This is a genomic window from Adlercreutzia sp. ZJ242 (assembly GCF_011038995.1).
GTDB lineage: Bacteria > Actinomycetota > Coriobacteriia > Coriobacteriales > Eggerthellaceae > CAAEEV01.
The window spans coordinates 21,344-41,610 of sequence record NZ_JAAKEE010000015.1 but is presented as its reverse complement, the minus strand read 5'-3'; the positions used below and the strand labels follow the sequence as shown (position 1 = coordinate 41,610).

The following is a 20,267-nucleotide window of genomic DNA, read 5'->3' as shown; positions in this document are numbered from 1 at the left end:
TCAAACCGCTTTCTCGTAGGGTTTTTCCTGAATAGCAGCAAGAAAAACTACTTCCAAGGTGATCATTTGCATCGAAAACACGGATCCTGAGGCCGTTGTGGAAATCAGCAGAACTGCAATGAAAATCAGAGGGAGGGCCAGGATGCCCTTGCGCTTTCCCAGCCTGTAAAGGTCCAACATCACCGCAGCAAGCAGGCCGATCCATGCGAGCAGACCAATAAAGCCGAACTGGGCAAAGATGACAGGCCAGAACGTATCGGTCAGATAGCACGGATTGTCGGGAGCGAGTCCATACACCTGGTCCAAGCCATATTCGTAATACAGCGGAGAGTACGTGGTTTTTGTTGCCCCTGACCCAAACGTGGCAAAGCCGGCCCCCAAGGGAAACCATTGGCAGAGAATGTCAGAAGCGGCGCTCGTCAGCTGGCCTCGCGCCGATTCGGAAGCATCCCCGTAGTAGACGGTCATCTGCGACCGGCCAATAAGAATGGCGATGGCAGAGCAAACTGCGACGACGCCAAAAGACACTCGCTGCTTCTTTCCGTCGTCAAACAAAACGATAAGCAGCATCACCAGAGCCAAAGCCATCCATCTGCTTCGAAGCGACATGAATATCAGCAGCACCGCTATCAGGAAATAGACCGCCCAGCCTCTTTTTCTCTCGACATAAATTGCAACGAAGCATGCAAGGCACAGCGTGACCATGTGCGTGGGGTGGATATAGATGAACTGAAAAGACTTAAGTCCATACCTATGCTCATACGTCATCCCGATGTCGTGCAGCTGGTTCACAACCAGGCAGACAAACATTATGACAAGAAGGACTTTGCTTTCGACAGCCAAGTACCTCATGAAGAACTGCATATTCTTCATGTTTAGCCTGAGGGCCAGGTAAATGAAGAAGAATTTCGTGCAGGCAATAACATCTACGGCAATATAAAACAGGTCTGAGGCGATTTCAGATGCCATGTTCTCGTACAGACCCACGCCTATGATGACCAGCAAGAAGACGAGTATCGCGATAAGCGCTTTATTGTTTATGTGAAGCATCGTTGGCAGCGAAGCGCCAAGGAAGGCAATTGCAACAAGGGTGAGGCACTCGTCAAAATACGAGAAGGTCGGGATTAGCGCTTCAAGTATCGGCTGAAAAAGCAGCAGGTTGAACACCAGCAGAGCAAGAAACTCCACGCAGGTGACTCTGTGCCCGCCTTTGTTGCTAGCAGTTTTCATGCAGCACCTCAGAATAGATATCCGACAGCGCCTGATGAACTATGCGATTATCCAGCCTGGTCTTCACAAACGTTCTGTTTGCTTCAGTCATGTCACTCACCAGCTGCTTGTTGCCAAGCAACAAGCAGAGGGCGTCAGCAAGCCCGTCAACGTCGCCAGCGTCAATCAAAATGCGGCCGTCCTCGCATGTCGCCTCAGGAATTCCGCCGCGCCACGTGGACACGACCGCATTTCCGGCAGCCATGGCTTCGATTATCGACATGGGAAAGCCCTCGTGGTAGGAAGGAAGAACCATTATCGACGAATCGCGCAATAGGCATCGCACACGCCCAGAATCAACCCATCCGGTAAAGCTGACCATGTCGCTCAAGCCGCAATCCTCAGCCAGCTCGCGCACCTGCTTCGTCTCCCCGTCTCCTGCGAAGACGCATGTGAACGAAAAGCCCCGCAACTTTATCTGCGACAGGGCGTTGATCAAGTCATACGCTCCCTTTCGCTTGCCAAGTTGACCGACGAACGAAAGGGAGCCGGGCGTTCCATGGCTGAACTCATACAGCGAACAGTCCACGGAGTTGTTCAACACGACGACATTGCTCAAACCCAGCTCATTGCAAAAGAAGGACTTCCATGATTCCGAAAGAACGATGACGCGGCATGCAGCGGCGAAAGACGTCATAATCGCACGCTTTTGCCTGCGCGTGCATTTTGAATAGAAGAGGTCGAACTCGGCCCCATGCACATGGAAGACAACCCGCATCCCCTTCTTCTTCGCCGTTTTTGCGTACATTATCTTTCTCCACGTGCTGGAGTAGGAAGAGATGTGGATATGACAAATATCGGCTCTCTCGTTGCATATAGTGAATCGAATATACTGAGCAAACGAGTAGCACAGCCGCTTTTGGAGGGAGCCGTCTTTGCAGGAAGGGTGCTCCGCGATATCCCATTCCTCTAATAGAATTTCGCTTTTTCGCAGTGAGCGCATAACAGAAGCCACTCCGCCGGAAGATTCTTCGCTATCAGGGCCAATAAATACAACGCTGCCCTGCCTCATGCGGTCGCCGTCTTGCTTCGCGCGGTCACCACCTTGCCTCATGCGGTCACTGCTCAATCGGAAGGAAGATGAAATCGCCCAGATAGCGATCCAGCGGGTCGGATGACCTGTCTTCCCTTGAGTGGAACGGGTCGAATCCCCCTCCGGTATAAAAAGTCAGCTCGCCAAACAGCGGTATTCCGTCAATGCAGTACCAATCTACCCGCACATGCCTAAAGCCCTCTGCAAGCGACTCGGACAGATCGAGCATTTCCTGATACGCTTCCGGGCGCTCCAGCAATTGATCTTCAGGGACAGAAAACGTGTCCCAGTCTCCGTAAGACTCCCATTCGGGGGAAAAGAACTGCTCGACATGATTCGACCCGAATCGGTCGACGTCGCATTGGACCATCTTCACTTTTCCGTCAAAGCAGTAGAACTTCCAGTCGTTCGGAGTAATGTGGGCGGAGTCCTTCAGGTATTTCTCCACAATAATTCGCGGCTTGCAGTCTTTGTATGCCCACTCGCGACCCTGCCAAAACCAATTTCGCCGCATTGCAACACGCAACTCTTTGGCTGTCCTCGGAAAGTCAAACGAAAGCTTATCAGTGCAAACATGCGTGCTTTGCGAGTCATGCGTGCATTTCACGACGAATTGATCGGGTAAGTCTGCTTTCAAAAAGTCATCAACACGATCGAAAACATCAATGACGGGAACGAGATAGCGCTCACCTATTTCGGAAGAAACATATTTCCTCACTTCATACTTATCAACCAGAGCTGGAAGGCGAGGGTCGCGATCGTTCAGTTTTATCCACTGAATCTTTTCGTTAAATGTTTTGGGCTCATTTAGATCGGGGAGGGTACCGAATTTTGCCAAATAGTACAAACTTACATACGCTCGATCGGGAATGAATCGAAGGTTGTTCTTCAACGATAGGGTGAATCGTTTCTTTAGTCTCAAAGCCCTCCGCCTTTCAAAACGTCTGCAATGCGAGAACTTGCTTTTCCGTCTCCGTATGGGTTAGAAGAGTGAGCCATCTCTGCGTAGGCGTCCGCATTGTCGAGCAGATGCGAGAACTCGCGGTAGATTGCTTCCTCCCCGGTGCCGACTAGGAGCAACGTTCCTGCTTTCACGCCCTCGGGGCGCTCAGTGGTCTCGCGCATGACGAGCACGGGCTTGCCTAAGGAGGGAGCCTCCTCCTGGATGCCGCCTGAGTCGGTGAGGATGAGGTGGGAGCATGCCATGAAGTTGTGGAAGTCCAGCACGTCGAGCGGCTCGATGATGCGCAGGCGGTCGAAGCCGTCCAGCTCGGCGTGGGCAGCCTCGCGGACGAGCGGGTTCATGTGCACGGGGTAGATCGCTTTCGTGTCGGGGTGCTCCTCCATGACCCGCCGTATCGCCCGAAACATGCGGCGCATGGGCTCGCCGAGGTTCTCGCGCCTGTGTGCCGTGATCAGGACGAGGCGGCTCCCCGCCGCCCACTCCAGCTCGGGGTGGGAGTAGCCCTCGCGCACCGTCGTGCGCAGGGCGTCGATGCCGGTGTTGCCGGTGACGAAGATGCGCTCGGCGGGCTTGCCCTCGTCGAGCAGGTTCTGGCGGCTTGCCTCCGTAGGCGCGAAGTACCATCTGGACACGACGTCGACCGCCTGGCGGTTGAACTCCTCCGGCCAGGGGGAGCACAGGTCATGCGTGCGCAGGCCCGCCTCCACATGGCCCACCGGGATCTGCAGGTAGAAGGCCGCGAGCGCCGCTGCGAAGGAGGTGGTCGTGTCACCGTGGACGAGGACGCAGCCCGGGCGCTCCTCCTCCAGCACCGCCCTGATCTTGAGTAGCACGTCGCTCGTGACGTCGAAGAGCGTCTGCCCCGGCCTCATGACGGCCAGGTCGTGGTCGGGCTCCACGTCGAAGGCGCGCAGCACCTGGTCGAGCATCTCGCGGTGCTGGCCGGTCACGCACACGACCGTCTCGAACTCGTCAGGACAGCCCTTCAGCTCGTTCACGAGCGGGCACATCTTGATGGCCTCCGGGCGCGTCCCGAAGACGAGCATGACCTTCTTGCGCAATCTGACCACCCTAGAGCTTGTAGACGTTCTCGCCATCGCCCATGACGTCGCGCGGGTCGACGAGGATGCGGTCGCCGAACGCCTCGGGCCTGCCCTTCACCTGGGAGTGCCCGACCATGACGACGACCACCTCCAGGCCGTCCAGGAACTCCTCCATGGAGTGCACCTGGCCGGGCACCACGTCGCGCTCGACCCAGGGGTCGTAGACCTTGACGGCATGCCCGCAGAGGTGCTCCTCCACGGACTCCAGCATCTGGAGCGTGGGGCTCTCGCGCACGTCGTCCACGTCCTCCTTGTAGGTGAGGCCGTAGATGCCCACCTTCGCAGGGTCGGCGATCCCGTGCTCCGCCATCGCCTCATGGGCCCGGCGCAAAACGTACTCGGGCATGGAGGCGTTGGTCTGCAGGGCCAATCTGATGAAGTTCGCGGTCTCGGGGTAGTCGCCCACGAGGAACCAGGGGTCGACCGGGATGCAGTGGCCGCCAACGCCGGGGCCGGGCTGCAGGATGTTGACGCGCGGGTGCTTGTTGGAGATGCGGATGACCTCGCGGACGTCCATGCCGCCGACGCGGCAGACCTTCGCGAGCTCGTTGGCGAAGGCGATGTTGACGGCGCGGAAGGTGTTCTCCACGACCTTGGTCATCTCGGCGGTGCGGACGTCGGTGACGGCGATCTCGCCCTGGCAGAAGCTGGCGTAGAGCTCCGCCACCCTCCTCCCGACCTCGGGGTCGTCCGCGCCGATCGTGCGGTTGTTGCGCAGGAGCTCGCCCACCATGTTGCCGGGGATGATGCGCTCGGGCGCGTGGACGAGGGCAACGTCCTCGCGGCCCGCCTCGACCAGAAGCGGGCGCACGAAGCGGTCGACCGTGCCCGGGGAGACGGTGGACTCCACGACGAGCACGGCGCCCTCGGGCGCGACCTCCAGCACCGTCTCGCAGGCGGCGACCACGTAGGCGGGGTCGATCTTCTTGTCGACCTTGTCGTAGGGCGTGGGAACGCTCACGATGTAGGTGCCGCAGACCTGGTACTCGGTGGTGAACCGCACGCCGGCCCCGACGGCCTTGGCGAACAGCTCGTCGAGCCCCTCCTCCTTGAAGGTGGTATGCCCGGCGTTGAGCGTCGCCACGAGCTCCGCGTTGTAGTCCGTGCCGACGACCTCGACTCCGTGCGAGGCCATCATGAGGGCGGTGGGCAGGCCGATGTAGCCGAGGCCTATCACGTTAACCATTTTGCAAAGAACCTTTCTTCTCCCGTTTGAGCGAGTACGCGTACCTGACGAACCTCGCGTTTCCTATGACGTAGCGGCGCCACATTCGGCGCGGCTCCTGTGCGAAACGGTAGAGCCACTCCAGCCCGGCGCGCTGCATCCACCCAGGCGCGCGAACGGTCCTACCCGCCACGATGTCGAAGCTGCCCCCGACGCCCATGACGAAGGGGATGCCCAGCTGGTCGAGATACTTGTGAATCCAGTACTCTTTCTTCGGGGACGAGAACGCGACGAACATCATGTCGGCGCCAGATGCCGCCATGTCGGCGACGATTCCGGGCTCGTCCTCTTCGGAGAAGTACCCGTTCCTGCAGCCGACGATGCGAATGCCGGGGTGGCGCCGCTCAAGGACCGACCTCACCTCCGTGACGACCTCCTCCCTGGCTCCGAAGAGGTAGACCCCGTAGCCCCTGTCGGCCGCGACCGCGACGAGCTCCTGGAAGAGGTCGCAGCCCGTGACGCGCTCGGCAAGCGGCACCCCGAGCTTCCTGGCCGCCCAGACGATGGATGCGCCGTCGGCGTTGATGAGGGGGCACGCGTTCACTATCTCGGCGAGCTTCGGGTCGTCTCGCATGAGGTTGACCTTCGAGGCGTTGACGACCACGTGCTGGGTCGGCGTGCGCGACGCGATGATCTCCTCGACGCACGCGACCGTCTCCTCCATGGTCAGGGCGTTGACGTAGGTGTTCAGAAGAGAATACCTGTTGGGAAAGATGCCCGCTGCCGACTTCCCGGCACACGCCATCAGTACGCCCCCTCCCCAACGGCCATGGCCCTGAGGGTACCGACGATCAGCTTGAGGTCATAGCCGACCGAGCAATTCTCGGCGTACTCGAGGTCCAAGTCGACCATCTCCTCGAAGGTGCCGTCGCTGCGGCTGCCGACCTGCCAGGGGCCTCCGCAGCCGGGCTTGACGGTCAGGCGGCGCTTGGCGCGCTCGTCGTACTGGAGGACCTCCGCAGGCAGGCCGGGCCTGGGCCCTATCAAGCTCATGTCGCCGAGGAAGACGTTCACGAGCTGCGGGAGCTCGTCGAGCGAGTGATGTCGGATGAAGCGCCCGACGCCGGGGATGACCCTCGGATCTTCCCTGATCTTGAACAGCGGGCCGTCGGCCTCGTTCAGCTCCTCCAGCTCGCCGAGCATCTCGTCCGCGTGCGGCACCATGCTCCTGAACTTCCACATGCGGAAGAGCCTGTAGGTGCCGTCGGGGTTCAGCCTGCCCACCCGCGTCTGGCCGTAGAGGGGACCGGCGCCGGGGCTCTTGGCGCAGATCACCGCCGACAGCGCGAGGCCGGGGAGCAGCAGGGCCGCTATGGCCGCGCCGGAGGCGACGAGGTCGAACGCGCGCTTCGCGAAGCGGTAGCCGCGGCGCGACAGGTCGGGGCGCAGCCCTGCGCTCGACCCCGCGAGGACCTTCGCGGCCTCGTCGTTGGCGAGGCCCCCGGAGGCAGGCCACCTGGCCGACCGGCCGCCGTCGCAGCAGCAGGCGTCCTCGAAAGCGAGCTGCTCCTTGGCGTCGCAAGCGAAGCTTTCGCCAAGCTTCACTTCCTGCTCCTCGGCTTGCAGGACTTGGCTCATGCGCGAGCTCCCACAGCCCACTGGGTCAATTGGCCTAGCGAGCAGGAAAGAGCAGCAGGCGGGTTCTTTGCTATGGACTGGAAGCCGCGGTATGCTCGCCCTGATATAAGTTGTCCCATAAAAGGGACAATTACAAACCCATAGGCGCCCAGCGCCGCGACAAGACGACACCCGCCCATCACCGTAGCGCCTTTCGCCACCGCAGCGCCCCGTGCGACCATCGCCCTATCTTCGATTATGGATCTCTGCTTCAAACCCTTTTTCTTGTCACTTTCAGACCGAGCTGGGCCTTTATCGTCCTGCCGAACATCTGCATCTCCAGGTACGCCACCTTCTTGCGGTGGTTCACCTTCCGCACCCAAGCCTCCTTCCCCAAGAGGGGGCCGCTGGTGATCTTCAGCTTGCCGCCCTCCAGGCAGCCTTCCGACATCTCCACGACGCGGTCGGACCGGGAGGTTGACGCCTCGAGCCACGCTACCTCGCTTGCGTCGAGGGGAGTGAATGCGTTGTCGTTTCCGAGGATGCGCGTGAGGTCGGGCACGCGCCTGAGCACCGGCTCAAGCTGGTCGGCGCGCGCGGTCACCGCAATCAGGTAACCAGGCAGCAGCACCTTCTCGCAGGGAACCCACTTGCCGTCGACCTTCTGCGCCACGCGCGCCTTGGGCACGAAGCACTCCCGCAGAATGCTCGCAGCGCCCGCGGCGCCCACAGCTCGCCCGAAGCCAGCAGCACTTGCGGCACCCACGACACCCGCGACGCTCACGGCACCCGCAGCAGAAGAGAGCCCGTCTTCCGCAACCTGGGCAACAGCTTGGCTGATGAGGTCACGTGCGCGCTCCTCGTGGCCCGTGCGCACTTGGATCACGTACCACTTCGACCTGATTTCCGGCATGGCTTCGCCCCCAGCCTCTCGGCTCGCTCAATCGAAAACGCATTCGCTCCCCTGACGCCAACGAGCGTCGAGCGCGACGCTGTTCAGGGCATCTGGGTATGTTCGGCGCAGTTTCCTGCGCACAGCCCGACCGTTCAACCGGCCTGTGCGCAACAAGCTGCGAGGCGGGCACGCCGCCTTCAGGTGCGGCTCGTCACCGCGAGCCCTGCGCGCAAGAGCACCGCGCGGTCAGGCATGTCAACTTGCACCAGCGCAAGCGCCTTGTGGCGGTTGAGCTTCTTGACGCGCTGCTCGAAGCCGCGCAGCGGCCCCTCGCGCACGACGAGAGCGCCATCCTCGATGACGCCCGTGCTCGCCCGCAGCATGCGGCCCTCGTCGAGCACCGCCTCGAACCAACGCTGCTCACCTGCCGCAAGCGGCACGTACGAGCGCTCCTGCCGCCCCACCAAGCGGACGGGAAACGACAGCGCGCCGAGGCGTCGGTCGAGCCTGCGCGGGTCGCTTGCAATCGCGAACACGTAGCCGGGATACAGAAGCCGCTCCGCCAGGCGCCACTCGCCTTGGCGCTTCTGCATGAACTGCACACGCGGCACGAAGCAGTCGTGCAGCAGGCCGGAGTCAACGAGCTTGCGGCAGTCGCGCGCCGCTGCCTCCTCGCTCCCCTCGCGCACGCGCGCCACGTACCACGCGGGCGTGCGCGCCGCCAGGTTGCTGCCCCGCCGTCTGGGTGAAAGCGCCTCCGTCGGAACCAACCTCCTCCGCGTTCTCCGCCCGCCGAAAGCCTCGGCGGCTCTTACCTCGTCCACAATGTCTTGAATGTTGTTTATATGCAACATTCAAGACAATAGAAAAGACGGCCGAGCTTATCTGCTGGTTGCCGCCGTCACTAAGTTGTATTTATACAACATGAGGAGAAGCCTGAGAAGACACGATCGGCGAAAGATTCTTTTTCCGACACAACTAACGCATATGCGGCGCAACGATCACGCGAGGCCACGCGCAGGGCAAAGGCTCAGCACCTCCGAGACGCATGGACTGACAGGCAGGCCGCTACCCTGCCGGAACCCAGACGGACACGAAGCCCGCCCCTACAGCAGCTTGCCTTGGAGCACCTTGGGCTTGGGAGCCGCGACACCTGCAGCGCTCGCAGCGCCCGCGGCGCCCGCGGCAGCAGCGCCCTTCGCGGGGAGGTCGTCGAGCAGGGCCCGGGCCTCCTTGAACTGGGCGGCGAGCTCCTCCATGGGGTCGACGCGCTTCTTCGCCGCGCTCACCGCGTCTTCGGTGATGGCCATGGCGCAGGCCACGGCCTCGGTATGCGTGAACGACAGCGACAGCGGGATCTCGCGCACGCCCTGCTCGCGCGCCACCTCGCGCGCGCGGCCGGTGAGCACCACGTAGGGGCGCCCCTTCGACGTTCGGCGCACCTCGATGTCGCGCACGCCCACGCCTTCCGCGAACCCCGTGCCGAGCGCCTTCACCACGGCCTCCTTCGCCGCGAAGCGCGTGGCGTAGTGCACCGCGGGATCGGCCTTGCCGTCGCAGTACGCCTGCTCGGCTTCGGAGAACACGCGGTGGGCGAACGACGGCGTGCGGGCGAGGATGCGCCGCACGCGCTCGATCTCCACGATGTCGACGCCGAGGCCCACCTGACCCTCGACCCCTTGCATGCCGAGCACGCCGTCGACCGTCTTTTGTGCTTTCTTGCTTCGCGCCATGGCCTGCCTTGAAATCTCCTCGCGGGGGTTGCTATAATACGACTCGACGGCTGCCTCGCATGTGGGTCAGGCAGCGCCGTTGATGGTACTGGGCCGCAAGCTGCTACTTGCGGCCTTTCTTTTCTGCCCTGCCGCCTACTCGACCGTGACGCTCTTGGCGAGGTTGCGGGGCTGGTCGACGTCGCAGCCGCGCGCGAGGGCGATGGCGCGGGCGAACAGCTGCAGAGGGACGCTCGCCGTGATGGCGGAGAACGCGTCGCGCACCTTCGGGATGTAGATCACGTGGTCGGCGTGCGCGCGGATGTCCTCGTCGCCCTCGGTGGCGACGGCCACCACCATGGCCCCGCGTGCCTTGGACTCCTGCAGGTTCGACACCACCTTGTCGTACACCGGGCTCTTCGTGGCGATGGCGATCACAGGGAAGCCCTCGTCGATGAGCGCGATGGGGCCGTGCTTCATCTCGCCGGCCGCGTACGCCTCGGCGTGCAGGTAGCTGATCTCCTTGAGCTTGAGCGCGCCCTCGTAGCTGATGGCAGCGCCCATGCCGCGCCCGATGAACAGCGCGCTCGCGGCGTCCTTGCATGCGAGCGCCGCCGCCTCCACCTCGGGCGCGCACTCGACGAGGATGCGCTCCACCTGCTCGGCGGTGTCGGCCAGCTCGCGGAACAGCAGGCGGATCTGCGCGGTCTTGAGCTTGCCCTTGCTCTGCGCCAGCAGGAGCGCGAGCAGCGTGAGGCTCACCACCTGGCCGAGGAAGCTCTTCGTGGAGGCCACGGCGATCTCCTTGTTGGCCTTCGTGTAGATCACGCCGTCGCTCTCGCGCGCCACGGGACTCCCCACCACGTTCGTGATGCCGAACACCTTGGCGCCCTTCACGCGCGCGTCGCGGATGGCCGCGAGCGTGTCGGCCGTCTCGCCCGACTGGCTCACCGCCACCACGAGCGTGGTGGGCGTGATGATGGGGTTGCGGTAGCGGAACTCGCTGGCCACCTCCACCTCGCAGGGGATGCGCGCCCAGCCCTCGATCAGGTTCTTCGCGATGAGCCCGGCATGGTAGCTCGTGCCGCAGGCGATCACGTAGACGCGGTCGACGAGGTCGAGCTCCTCGGCGGTCATGTCGAGCTCGTCGATGGTGAGCGCGCCCGCCGTCAGGCGGCCCGCCAGCGTGTCGCGGATGACGCGCGGCTGCTCGTGGATCTCCTTCAGCATGAAGTCGGGGTAGCCGCCCTTCTCCGCCATGTCCACGTCCCAGTCGACGTGCGTGACGCGTGGCTCGATCGGGGCGCCGCACTCGTCGAAGAAGCTGACGTCCTCGGGCGTGAGCAGCGCCACCTGCCCGTCGGCGAGCACCACCACGTCGCGCGTGGCGTCGATCATGGCGATGATGTCGGAGGCCACGTAGCTGCCGCGCGCGCCGCGCCCCACCACGATGGGCGAGTCCTTGCGCGTGACGGCGATGACGCCCGGCTCCTGCTCGCACACCACGGCCAGGCCGTACGCGCCCACGAGCCGCGACGCCGCCTCCACCACGGCCTCCATGAGCACGCTTCCGCCCGCAGGCTCCTCGCCCGCCGCCGCGCGCGCCGCGCCGCGCGCGTACGCCTCCTCCACCAGGTGCGCCACCACCTCGGTGTCGGTCTCGCTGGCGAAGACGTGTCCGCGGCCCTCGAGCTCCTCGCGCAGCTCGGCGAAGTTCTCGATGATGCCGTTGTGGACCACCGCGACGTCGCCCTTGCACGAGACGTGCGGGTGCGCGTTCACCTCGGAGGGGCGCCCGTGGGTGGCCCAGCGCGTGTGCCCGACGCCGCACGTGCCCGCGAAGTCGAAGTGCGACAGCGTGTGCGCCAGCCCGCTCACCTTGCCCTTGCGGCACACGACCTGGAGCTTTCCGTCATCTTGGATGGCCACGCCCGCCGAGTCGTACCCGCGGTACTCGAGGCGCGTGAGCCCCTCGATCAGAATCCCCTGAGCCGCATCAGCTCCCGTATATCCCACAATGCCGCACATGGCGAGCCTCCTTGCCTCCAGGCGTTCCCCCAGCGCCTCCCGGGCGCTCTCATCCGGGCGTCAGGCGCTTGGGCGGAACGAAAACCGCTCCCGCTATTGTAGGGCAACTTTCGCAGCCGCCGCGCCGCCCCTCGCTATATCCACGTTTGCGTCGGCGAACTCCCCTCGCCCGCGGAAGCGGCTGGGGACGGGGCCGGGTGGCACTCCCCCGTGGAAGCGGTCGGGGACGGGGCCGGGTGACGAATGCCCCAGGGAAGCAGCCGGAGCCAGCCGGCGAGCCGCGTTTGCGGATTCCTTCTTTCCTTCTCGGAAAATATTTGTATCGTGAAAATAGTTATGGGATGATGTAGGCGTGTTTCAGACCACGACCTAGGAGAAAGAGGTCCCACCTATGTGGAGCAGCTGCCACCCGCAGTCCGACGAAGACCTGAAAGAATGCGCTGAGCTGGGCAAGTCACTGAACCGCCTGTCCCAGCCCACCATCCTCACCCTGCTCGCGCAGAACCAGGCGCCCATGCACGGCTACATCATCGTGCAGCAGGCGGCGAACTCGCCGATGTTCGGCGGCAAGAAGCCCGACGCCACCGGCATCTACCGCGCGCTCAAGCGCATGGAGGAGGCGGGGCTCGTGACGTCCGAGTGGGACACGCCCGCCGAGGGGTCGGCGAAGCGCCTGTTCACGCTCACGGACAAGGGCTACCGCTGCCTGCGCCGCTGGATCGACGCGCTGGCCTGCTACGAGCTCACGCTCGAGGAGCTGCGCGGCCAGGCGGCCTGCGCGCTCGGCATCGACCTGCCTGACGCGCCCGTATGCTCGCACGGCGCCGCCGAGCAGGACGCCGAGTAGCCCACGCGCACGGCCGGGCGCGGTGCGCCGCGCTCGTGCGCCCGCGACGGCACGAGCCTCACGATCCCGGCAAGGGCGCGCAGCTGCGAACGCAGGTGCGCGCCCTTCTTCACGCGAGACGCCCTTCGAAAGGACACGCCATGAGAGATGCTGACCTCAACCCCCTTGACTTCGAGCTGGTAGGCGGCCGCGACGTCGCCGCGCTGCAGGACCCGCGCCCCGCCGTGCTCGTGGGCGCGCGGTCAGACGCGGGCGAGGTATGCTTCGCCACCGTCATCTGGGTGACGCCCGTCTCGCACAGCCCCGCCCTGGTGGCGTTCACCCTGCGCGCGAAGTCCCACACCATGGGCATCATCCGCGAGACGGGGCGCTTCTCGCTGGCCGTGCCCCCCGCGGACGCGGAGGGCGTGCGCCTCGTGGAGTTCTGCGGCGGCAACACCGGGCGCCTCGTGGACAAGGGGGCCGCCGTGGCGCACGCGCTGGTGAGCGCGGCCCCTGCAGCAGCAGCCGCAACAGCAGCAGCCGCAAGCCCCGCCGCGCCGGCCGAAGCCGTCGCGGACGCCGGGCGCGCGGGCCTCGTGCCCGTCCCGCTGCACAGCTACTCGTGGGAGGTCGGCGTGATCGAGAGCATCCAGGAGGCGGGCGACCATCTGCTGGCGGTCGGCGCCGTCACGCGCGCGGGCACGCGGGCGCCGCGCGACGAGCGCGGGCAGCTCACCCCCTACGACAGCCTGCTCTGCGTGCAGCACGGCGCCTACGCCGCAGCCGCGCAGCGCCTCTAGCGACAGGAGGAGAGAGCCATGGGACAGGAAGGCGCGTCCGCCACGCTCGTCAAGAAGGTCAGCTCCCCCGTCGGCGAGCTCACGCTCGCCGCGAGCGCCGCGGGGCTCACGGGCCTCTGGATCGAGGGGCAGAAGTACCACGGCCGCACGCTGGGCGACCACGCGGAGGGAACCTGCGAGGTGCTCGAGCGCGCCGAGGCGTGGCTCGAGGCGTACTTCGCGGGCGAGCGCCCCGAGGTCGACCTTCCCCTCGCCCCCGCGGGCACCAGCTTCCAGCAGGAGGTGTGGGCGGTCTTGCGCTCCATCCCCTACGGCGAGCTCACCACGTACGGCGAGATAGCCCGCCTCATCACCGCGCAGCGGGGCGGCGTGCGCACCGCTGCGCTCGCCGTCGGCGGCGCCGTCGGGCACAACCCCATCTCCATCATCGTGCCCTGCCACCGCGTGGTGGGGGCCGACGGCAGCCTCACCGGCTACGCGGGCGGGCTCGGCGTCAAGCGCGCGCTGCTCGAGCTCGAGGGCGTCGACCTCAGCAGGCTCTACACCCCCACGCGCGGCACCGCGCTCTAGCCCAGGCGACCTGCGCGGCGCATGGGCTGGGGATTGCACTCGTCGCGCAGGGGGCAGCCGTCGCAGTCCTCGGTGACGCTCACGTCCACCTCGTCCCACGCGCAGCACACGAAGCCCAGCGCATCGTAGAACGGCTTCGACGCGCCGCGCGCCACGAGCCGCAGCTCGCCGAACGTGCGCTGCGCGTCGTCCACGAGCGCGCGCCCCACGGCGTGCCCGCGCCAGCTCTCATGCACCACCACGGGGTTCACGTGCGCGAGCCCGTTGGCGCCCTGCGCGATGCGGATGAAGCCCACCGGCTCGTCGGCGTCGTTCGCCGCCACCGTCACGTTCTCGAGCGAGGGCAGGTAGTCCATGCCCTCGGCGTAGGCGTACGAGTCGAGGTAGGCGCGGTCCCGCTTCTCAGCGGGGCGCAGCGTGAAGAGCTGCCCTGATGCCATGTTCCTTCTCACCGGCCCTTCGCGCTACATGATGGGCGGGACGTAGATCTTCATGCGGGAGTGCGGGATGGACTTCTTCGCCAGCTCGGTCAGGCCCTTGACCACCGTGGGGAGCGCCGAGGTGGGCACGCCCATGAACATCATGTCCTCGCCGAGGTCGGTGGCCGCGCGGCAGCCGTAGCAGCCGAACGTGATGTTGGGCTGCTGCTCGAGCATGGGGTAGAGCACCGCCTCCACGCACATGGAGTTGTAGCCGCTCGCGTGGAAGTCGAAGCGGTGGCCCGTGTAGTAGCTCATGGACATGCACAGCCACATCATCTGCTCGGGCGTGCCCGTGAACACCACCACCTCGGGCTCGCGCACCGTCTTGTCGAGCGGCGCCACGTAGGTGGCGCGGCGGCTCTTCGGCTCGAGCGTGGGGCGCTCGGCCACCATGCGCGCCGCGGCCTCCGCGTTCACCAGCTTGTGGAACAGCACGTAGATCTCGCCCGTGGCCAGCTTCTCGGGCACGCCGGTCATGCCGAAGATGGACGTGCCGTCGGGGCAGGCGTGGCGGTACGGCGGCATGAGGATGGACGCGCCGCGGCGCGCGGCCATCATGGCCTGGCAGAAGCGCAGATTCTCAGGCGGCAGCGGGGCTGCGGGCAGAGGCTCGTCCTTGTCGATGAGGCTCACCGCCACCGGCTGCCAGCGAAGCCCCAGCTTCTCCATGATGACGCGCTGCCACTCCGCGTACTGCGCGCGGAGCTCCTCGGAGACGGGCTCGGCGCGCGGCTCGTCGGCGAGCGGGTCGAAGGTGGCGTCGCCCTGCGCCTCCACCAGGAGCGCGCGCTGCGGGCAGTTCCCCGCGCACGTGGTGCAGCCCACGCAGTTGTCGATGTGCGCCGCGTAGGGGTAGCCCTCCTCGTCAAGCTCGAGCACGTCGCACGGGCAGAACGCCACGCACAGGCCGCACCGTACGCAGCGGGTCGGGTCGTTGGTCACCGCATAGGCGGTCTCGCTCGCGATGTCTTGCGCGTCCCACAGCGCCTTCTGCTCGTTCTTGTCCATAACGCCTCTCGTCTCGTCGCTTCACCGTCTAAGTCTTGCCGTACTGCAACCGAAGTCCTGCCGCCTTGCCGCCGAAGCCTCCTCGCCCGGCGGCGCCTTGGGGCCCGGGCGCCGCGCTCGTCCGCAGCCCCCGGGCGCGCCCGCACGTGCGCCCGCGCCCGCGCTCACACCCGCGCTCGCGGCGGCCCGCTAGTGCCGGTCCCCCACCCCGCGCAGCTCCTCCTTGCACCAGGGCGGGTACACGCGCTTGCCGGCGGCGTTCGTCAGGTGGTAGGAGCAGAACGGGATGGCGCGGCCGTCGGGCACCGTCACCATCATCGAGCACTCGCGCAGACGCTGGGTGTCCATCGACACCGCGTCCATGTAGTTCATGATGATGATCGACAGGCCCGTCTTCACCTCGACGCCCTTCTTGTACAGGATGTCCAGGAACACCGAGCCCTGCGGGGAGTCGGGGCTGTAGCCCTCCGCGTACTCCTCCATGGTCATGCGGCGCGTGGCCGGGTAGAAGCCGCTCTCGTGCTCCGCGTCGTCGCTCCTCACCAGAAAGACGCCAGTGTCGCACAGCGGACTCGAGCAGCCCAGGGGCCAGATGTCGCGCACCTCGAGCAGCCCGTCGGACTGCTCGGCCAGCGAGAAGATCACGTCGCCCGCGCTCATGGGCATGGCGCGCTCGGCGTCGAAGCGGCCCGAGGTGAACGCCGGCTGCAGGGCCAGGCCCGCGACCACGTCGGAGTTCTCCAGCGCGAAGCGCAAAAGGTCGCCGAGCTGGCCGTCGTTCACGCCCGCGACCACCGCCACGGAGAGCACCACCTGGATGCCCACCTCGCGGCAGCGCTCGATGGCGCGCAGCTTCACGTCGAGGATGTCGCGCCCGCACGTGGCCTCGTACACGTCGCCGGTCAGGCCGTCGAACGACAGGTACACGCCCGTGAGGCCCGCGCCCACGAGGTCTTCCAAATACCCTTCGCGGTTGGCGATGACCAGGCCGTTCGTGTTGACCTCGATGCCCCAGAAGCCCTTTTGCCGTCCCTCGTAGATGATGTCGACCAAATCCTTGCGGCACGTGGGCTCGCCGCCCGTGATCTGCACGGCGCCGTCGGTCCCCACCGCGCGCGCGATGACGTCGTACATCGCCGCGATCTCCTCGAGCGTGGGGTCGTCCTCCCCGCCCTCGGCGCTCGCGAAGCACACGGGGCAGCGCAGGTTGCAGTTGCGCGTGACCTCGATCTCGAGCAGCGTGCCGCGGCGCTCGTGGCGCGCGCACGTGCCGCAGCCGAACGGGCACGGCCCCTTGACGGGCTCGGTGTTCGCCGGCTTGGTCTTGGGGAACGCCTCGGAGCGCAGCCACTCGTAGTGCGCGGCGTCAGGCCACATGCGCGTGTCGAGCCGCCCGTGCTCGGGGCAGGTGCGGCTCATCCACACCACGCCCGCCTCGTCGGCGTACACCTCGGCCGGCAGCTCCTTCAGGCACGTCGGGCACAGGGCCCCTGTTCTATGCAGTAGTTTCAACTTGCTGTTCCTTGTCCTCTCAACAAAGCACCCGCCGCAGGCTGGCGCACGAAGCCGCAGCGTCGAGCCGTTCCGCTCGTCCCGTCAGGGCAAGCGGAGCTATTCGTCGATGTACTGGCGCGGGTCGTGCTCGTCGTTGGGCGGCGTGGACACGCGGATGCCCATGATGTTCACCCAGTCGAGCACGCGCTGCGGCACGAAGAGCTCGTTCTGGTACTTCGCCGCCTGCTTGATGGCGTTCATGCACGAGATGGCGTGCGCGAGGTCGGTCTTCTCGTCGATGTCGGCCACGGGCGAGAAGTACGCCGTGGGGATGTTCGCCGCCTCGGTCTTCTCCATGTAGGCGTCGAGCGCCGGCTTGCCGTCGAGATTGTAGTACACGCCCTGGTGGTTGATGGGCGTGTTGTAGCTGAAGCCCACGAGCGACGTGCCGCACTCCTGGCAGGGCGCCTGCACGAAGCCCGGCGTGCCGAGCGACTGGAAGTAGTCGAGCCACTGGAACGCCTGCGTGATGTGCGACTTCGGCATGGTGGGGATGTCGCCGCCCACGGACACGATGTGCTCGTAGCCCAAGTCGAAGATCTGCTTGAACGCGTCGTCGAAGTGGTCGTCGAACGTGGCGCCCGCGTCGGTCAGGTAGTGGATCTCCATGGGCCACGGGCCGATGGCGTCGAACGTCTCCTTCATGAGCTCGACGTTCTTGGCCGGCGTGGTGGACACGAAGAAGTCGTAGGTGATCTTGTCGGCGGCGGGGTCGGCCTCCACGAGCGCGTCGTTGGCGCGCTGCAGCTCGATGAGCGCGTGCATGGACGCCTCGCACACGTCGTACAGGCTGCGCCTGAAGAACTCGGCGGCCTGCTCGTCAGTCAGAAAGCCGCCGTGCTTCACGGTCAGGCGCGTCTTCACCATGCCCGGGATGGGCGGCTTGCTGAACACCAGCAGCGCTTGCTTTTTCTCTGCCACTTGAAATGCTCCTTAATCCTCACGACGCCGCGCCCCGCATGCGGCATCCTCCGGCGTGAAGCCGGGCTGCCAGCTCAAGGGCGCGTCGTCCTTCCTTATCATGCAGTCGATCGCGTTGTAGGACCACGTGCCGATCATGGGCTCGCCCTGGTCGAGCGAGCACGAGGTCAGGCAGTTGATGTTGGACTCCCACATGCCGCCGAACGCGGGCGCGCCCGGCGTCCACTCGGGATGCCACCATCCGTAGTCCGCATTTAGTAGACCATCGCGCATACGTATTGTATCAGCCATGAAGCGCGCCTCACCCTGATCCGTCGCCACGACCACGCAATCACCCTTCTCGATCCCGAGCTCGCGCGCCGTCGCCTCGCTCATCTCCACCACCGGGTAGGGCGCCTTCTCGCGGAAGGCGCGGTTGTTGAAGTACATGGAGGCGTTGTAGGGCTGCTTGCGCGCGCCGGTGGTGAGCGTCAGGTGCGCCCAGCCCTGCGCCTCGTGCACGGCGACGAACTCGGGGCTGCACAGGCGGCGCGGCTCGCCCGGCTCGGGCAGGCGCGGCCCGCCGAGCTCCTCGAGCGCGACGCTCGCGAGCTCGATCTTGCCCGTCGTGGTGGCGAAGCCCTGCGGGGCGCCGTCGGCGCCGGGGATGAGGTGCTTCTCGTAGGCGGGCGGCACGTAGCACAGGCCCAGCAGGCAGTACGTGTCCCAGTCCATGCCCGTCGGCGCGAGCGTGCGCGCGATGGCGTCCTCGAACGTCTCGTCGGGCCAGGACTCCTCCTGCCCGAGCGCGCACCCGAGCAGGCGGAAGATCTCGTAGTCGCTCTTGCGCTCGTAGTACGGGTCCGTCGCCTTCGGGCCGCCGTAGGCCATGTTGGCCACGCCGCCGTGCGCCTGGAAGAGCGAGCGCTCGATCGCGCCCGCCGCCGGCAGCACGTAGTCGGCGATGGATGCTGTGGAAGTCAGGTAGTAGTCGAGCACCACGATGAGGTCGAGCCCCATGAGCGCGTCGAACACGCGGTGCGTGTCGGCGTAGGTGAGCAGGGGGTTCGTGGCCTCCACCACGAGCGCGCGCACCGGGTAGGGCTCGCCGGTCTCCATGGCCGCGAGAACCAGGTCGGGGTGAGCCGAGGTGAGGTAGCGCGCCGGGAGCTTGCGCCCGAGGCGCTCGGTGAGCGCGGCGACGTGCGCGTAGCCCTCGTAGCACTGCAGGGGCGTGTGCGGCGTGTTCAGGCAGCGCGCGGAGAGCTCGCCCGCGTGCTCGAGCGTGAGCTCGAGGTCGACCTCGGGGATGAAGTCGCTCCCCTCGGCGAGCACGCACGCGCCGGGCCGATCCACGTTGCCCGTGACGGCGCGCAGGCAGCAGATGGCGCGGTGCGTCGGCGCCACCGAGCGCCCCACCTGGTCGATGCCGCGTCCCGACACGAGCGCCGAGGGGTAGGCCCCCTCGCCGCGCGGGCCCGCGAACAGGCGCGCCGCGCGCGCGATGTCGGCGGCCGGCACGTCGCAGACGCCCTCCGCGTACTCGGGCGTGAAGCGCGCCACGTGCGCGGCCAGCTCGTCGAAGCCGTAGCACCAAGCGTCCACGAACGCGCGGTCCACCAGGTCCTCGGCGATGATGACGTTCAGCAGGGCGAGCGCGAGCACGCAGTCGGTGCCGGGGCGCGGGGCGAGCCACAGGTCGGCCGCGCGCGCCGTGCGCGTGAAGCGCGGGTCGATGACCACGAGGGCGGTGTCCTCGGACTTGCCGATGTGGAGGAGGCTGCGCCAGAACAGCGAGTTGTCGGACTCGGCCGGGTTCGTGCCCCAGATGAGCACGCAGCCCGTCTCGGGCCGGATGTCGGCCTCCACCGTCCAGCCGAAGGTGAGCACGTCCATCCAGATGCGCGGGTTCCAGCAGATCTGCCCGATCCCCATGTTGTTCGGCGAGCCGAACAGCGTCATGAAGCGGTGCAGCGGCCAGAACGACGTGTGCGGCCCGCCGATCATGGACGCGAGCGTGCCCGGGCCGTGCTCGGCGGCGAGCGCCCTCAGGCGCGCCGCGATGTCGGCGATCGCCTCGTCCCAGCTCACGCGCTCCCACTGGTTCGCGCCGCGCTCCCCCACCCGGCGCAGCGGGTAGTTCACGCGGTCGGCCCCGTCGAGCACGTCGAGGTTCATGCGCCAGCGGCGGCACCCCGCCAGGACCTGCGGGTCGTACGGGTAGCGCGTGGGGTCGGGCTCGAGGTCGACCACGCGCCCGCCCTCGTCGACCGTCGCGACGAAGGCGCAGCAGTAGCCGCAGAAGTGGCAGTTGGTCCTCTTGCGTTCCTGCGTCATG

General features: G+C 65.9%; 19 protein-coding genes. 3 read left to right on the top strand and 16 right to left on the bottom strand.

The window, feature by feature from the left end; all coding sequences use genetic code 11:
• The 11 genes from G7Y49_RS05415 to glmS all read right to left on the bottom strand — a co-directional run bounded on the left by G7Y49_RS05415 (position 1) and on the right by glmS (position 11,786).
• Complete coding sequence (locus G7Y49_RS05415; protein ID WP_165171834.1) at positions 1-1,230, bottom strand: O-antigen ligase; 1,230 nt, start codon at positions 1,228-1,230, stop codon at positions 1-3.
• Complete coding sequence (locus tag G7Y49_RS05410) at positions 1,217-2,323, bottom strand: glycosyltransferase family 4 protein (RefSeq protein ID WP_165171832.1); 1,107 nt, start codon at positions 2,321-2,323, stop codon at positions 1,217-1,219. Before G7Y49_RS05410 ends, G7Y49_RS05415 begins: the two co-directional genes overlap by 14 nt.
• Before the next feature lie 4 nt (positions 2,324-2,327).
• Positions 2,328-3,194, bottom strand: a complete 867-nt coding sequence (locus tag G7Y49_RS05405; RefSeq protein WP_206214565.1) for an ATP-grasp fold amidoligase family protein — start codon at positions 3,192-3,194, stop codon at positions 2,328-2,330.
• 26 nt (positions 3,195-3,220) lie between these two features.
• Positions 3,221-4,312 (bottom strand): non-hydrolyzing UDP-N-acetylglucosamine 2-epimerase, encoded by a 1,092-nt coding sequence (gene wecB, locus G7Y49_RS05400; protein ID WP_165171873.1) that lies wholly within the window; start codon positions 4,310-4,312, stop codon positions 3,221-3,223.
• Between the two features lie 25 nt (positions 4,313-4,337).
• Positions 4,338-5,555, bottom strand: coding sequence for a nucleotide sugar dehydrogenase (locus tag G7Y49_RS05395; RefSeq protein WP_165171828.1), 1,218 nt, complete (start codon positions 5,553-5,555; stop codon positions 4,338-4,340).
• Entirely contained in the window at positions 5,548-6,339 is a 792-nt protein-coding gene (locus tag G7Y49_RS05390; protein ID WP_206214563.1) for a WecB/TagA/CpsF family glycosyltransferase, read from the bottom strand. Before G7Y49_RS05390 ends, G7Y49_RS05395 begins: the two co-directional genes overlap by 8 nt.
• On the bottom strand, positions 6,339-7,139 hold the full coding sequence (locus G7Y49_RS05385) for a sugar transferase (RefSeq protein WP_206214562.1): 801 nt from the start codon (positions 7,137-7,139) through the stop codon (positions 6,339-6,341). Before G7Y49_RS05385 ends, G7Y49_RS05390 begins: the two co-directional genes overlap by 1 nt.
• Positions 7,140-7,422: 283 nt before the next feature.
• Positions 7,423-8,064, bottom strand: a complete 642-nt coding sequence (locus tag G7Y49_RS05380; protein ID WP_165171824.1) for a transcription termination/antitermination NusG family protein — start codon at positions 8,062-8,064, stop codon at positions 7,423-7,425.
• A gap of 179 nt (positions 8,065-8,243) precedes the next feature.
• On the bottom strand, positions 8,244-8,870 hold the full coding sequence (locus G7Y49_RS05375) for a transcription termination/antitermination NusG family protein (RefSeq protein WP_206214561.1): 627 nt from the start codon (positions 8,868-8,870) through the stop codon (positions 8,244-8,246).
• Positions 8,871-9,152: 282 nt separating this feature from the next.
• Positions 9,153-9,779 carry a holo-ACP synthase gene (acpS, locus tag G7Y49_RS05370; RefSeq protein WP_165171820.1) on the bottom strand — a complete coding sequence of 209 codons (627 nt, stop codon included), beginning with the start codon at positions 9,777-9,779 and terminating at the stop codon, positions 9,153-9,155.
• A 135-nt stretch (positions 9,780-9,914) separates the two neighbouring features.
• Positions 9,915-11,786 carry a glutamine--fructose-6-phosphate transaminase (isomerizing) gene (gene glmS / locus G7Y49_RS05365; protein WP_165171818.1) on the bottom strand — a complete coding sequence of 624 codons (1,872 nt, stop codon included), beginning with the start codon at positions 11,784-11,786 and terminating at the stop codon, positions 9,915-9,917.
• A gap of 391 nt (positions 11,787-12,177) precedes the next feature.
• Between glmS and G7Y49_RS05360 the strand changes: the two genes are divergently transcribed.
• The 3 genes from G7Y49_RS05360 to G7Y49_RS05350 all read left to right on the top strand — a co-directional run bounded on the left by G7Y49_RS05360 (position 12,178) and on the right by G7Y49_RS05350 (position 13,985).
• Positions 12,178-12,633: a PadR family transcriptional regulator gene (locus G7Y49_RS05360; RefSeq protein ID WP_165171816.1), complete on the top strand. Its 456-nt coding sequence runs from the start codon at positions 12,178-12,180 to the stop codon at positions 12,631-12,633.
• A gap of 140 nt (positions 12,634-12,773) precedes the next feature.
• A complete protein-coding gene (locus G7Y49_RS05355) occupies positions 12,774-13,415 on the top strand; it encodes a flavin reductase family protein (RefSeq protein ID WP_165171814.1) in 642 nt (213 codons plus the stop codon).
• Positions 13,416-13,433: 18 nt separating this feature from the next.
• Complete coding sequence (locus G7Y49_RS05350; RefSeq protein ID WP_165171813.1) at positions 13,434-13,985, top strand: methylated-DNA--[protein]-cysteine S-methyltransferase; 552 nt, start codon at positions 13,434-13,436, stop codon at positions 13,983-13,985.
• On the opposite strand, the gene G7Y49_RS05345 is transcribed toward G7Y49_RS05350, so the two are convergent.
• From G7Y49_RS05345 to G7Y49_RS05325, 5 genes are all read right to left on the bottom strand, one after another.
• Entirely contained in the window at positions 13,982-14,425 is a 444-nt protein-coding gene (locus G7Y49_RS05345; protein WP_165171812.1) for a GNAT family N-acetyltransferase, read from the bottom strand. The two genes, G7Y49_RS05350 and G7Y49_RS05345, sit on opposite strands and share 4 nt — an antisense overlap.
• A gap of 24 nt (positions 14,426-14,449) precedes the next feature.
• Positions 14,450-15,475: a DUF169 domain-containing protein gene (locus G7Y49_RS05340; protein ID WP_165171811.1), complete on the bottom strand. Its 1,026-nt coding sequence runs from the start codon at positions 15,473-15,475 to the stop codon at positions 14,450-14,452.
• A 189-nt stretch (positions 15,476-15,664) separates the two neighbouring features.
• Positions 15,665-16,987 (bottom strand): radical SAM protein, encoded by a 1,323-nt coding sequence (locus G7Y49_RS05335; protein ID WP_206214560.1) that lies wholly within the window; start codon positions 16,985-16,987, stop codon positions 15,665-15,667.
• A 99-nt stretch (positions 16,988-17,086) separates the two neighbouring features.
• Positions 17,087-17,950 (bottom strand): DUF2064 domain-containing protein, encoded by an 864-nt coding sequence (locus tag G7Y49_RS05330; RefSeq protein WP_165171810.1) that lies wholly within the window; start codon positions 17,948-17,950, stop codon positions 17,087-17,089.
• Between the two features lie 12 nt (positions 17,951-17,962).
• Positions 17,963-20,266, bottom strand: coding sequence for a molybdopterin-dependent oxidoreductase (locus tag G7Y49_RS05325; RefSeq protein ID WP_165171809.1), 2,304 nt, complete (start codon positions 20,264-20,266; stop codon positions 17,963-17,965).
• Between the last annotated feature and the right edge of the window lies 1 nt (position 20,267).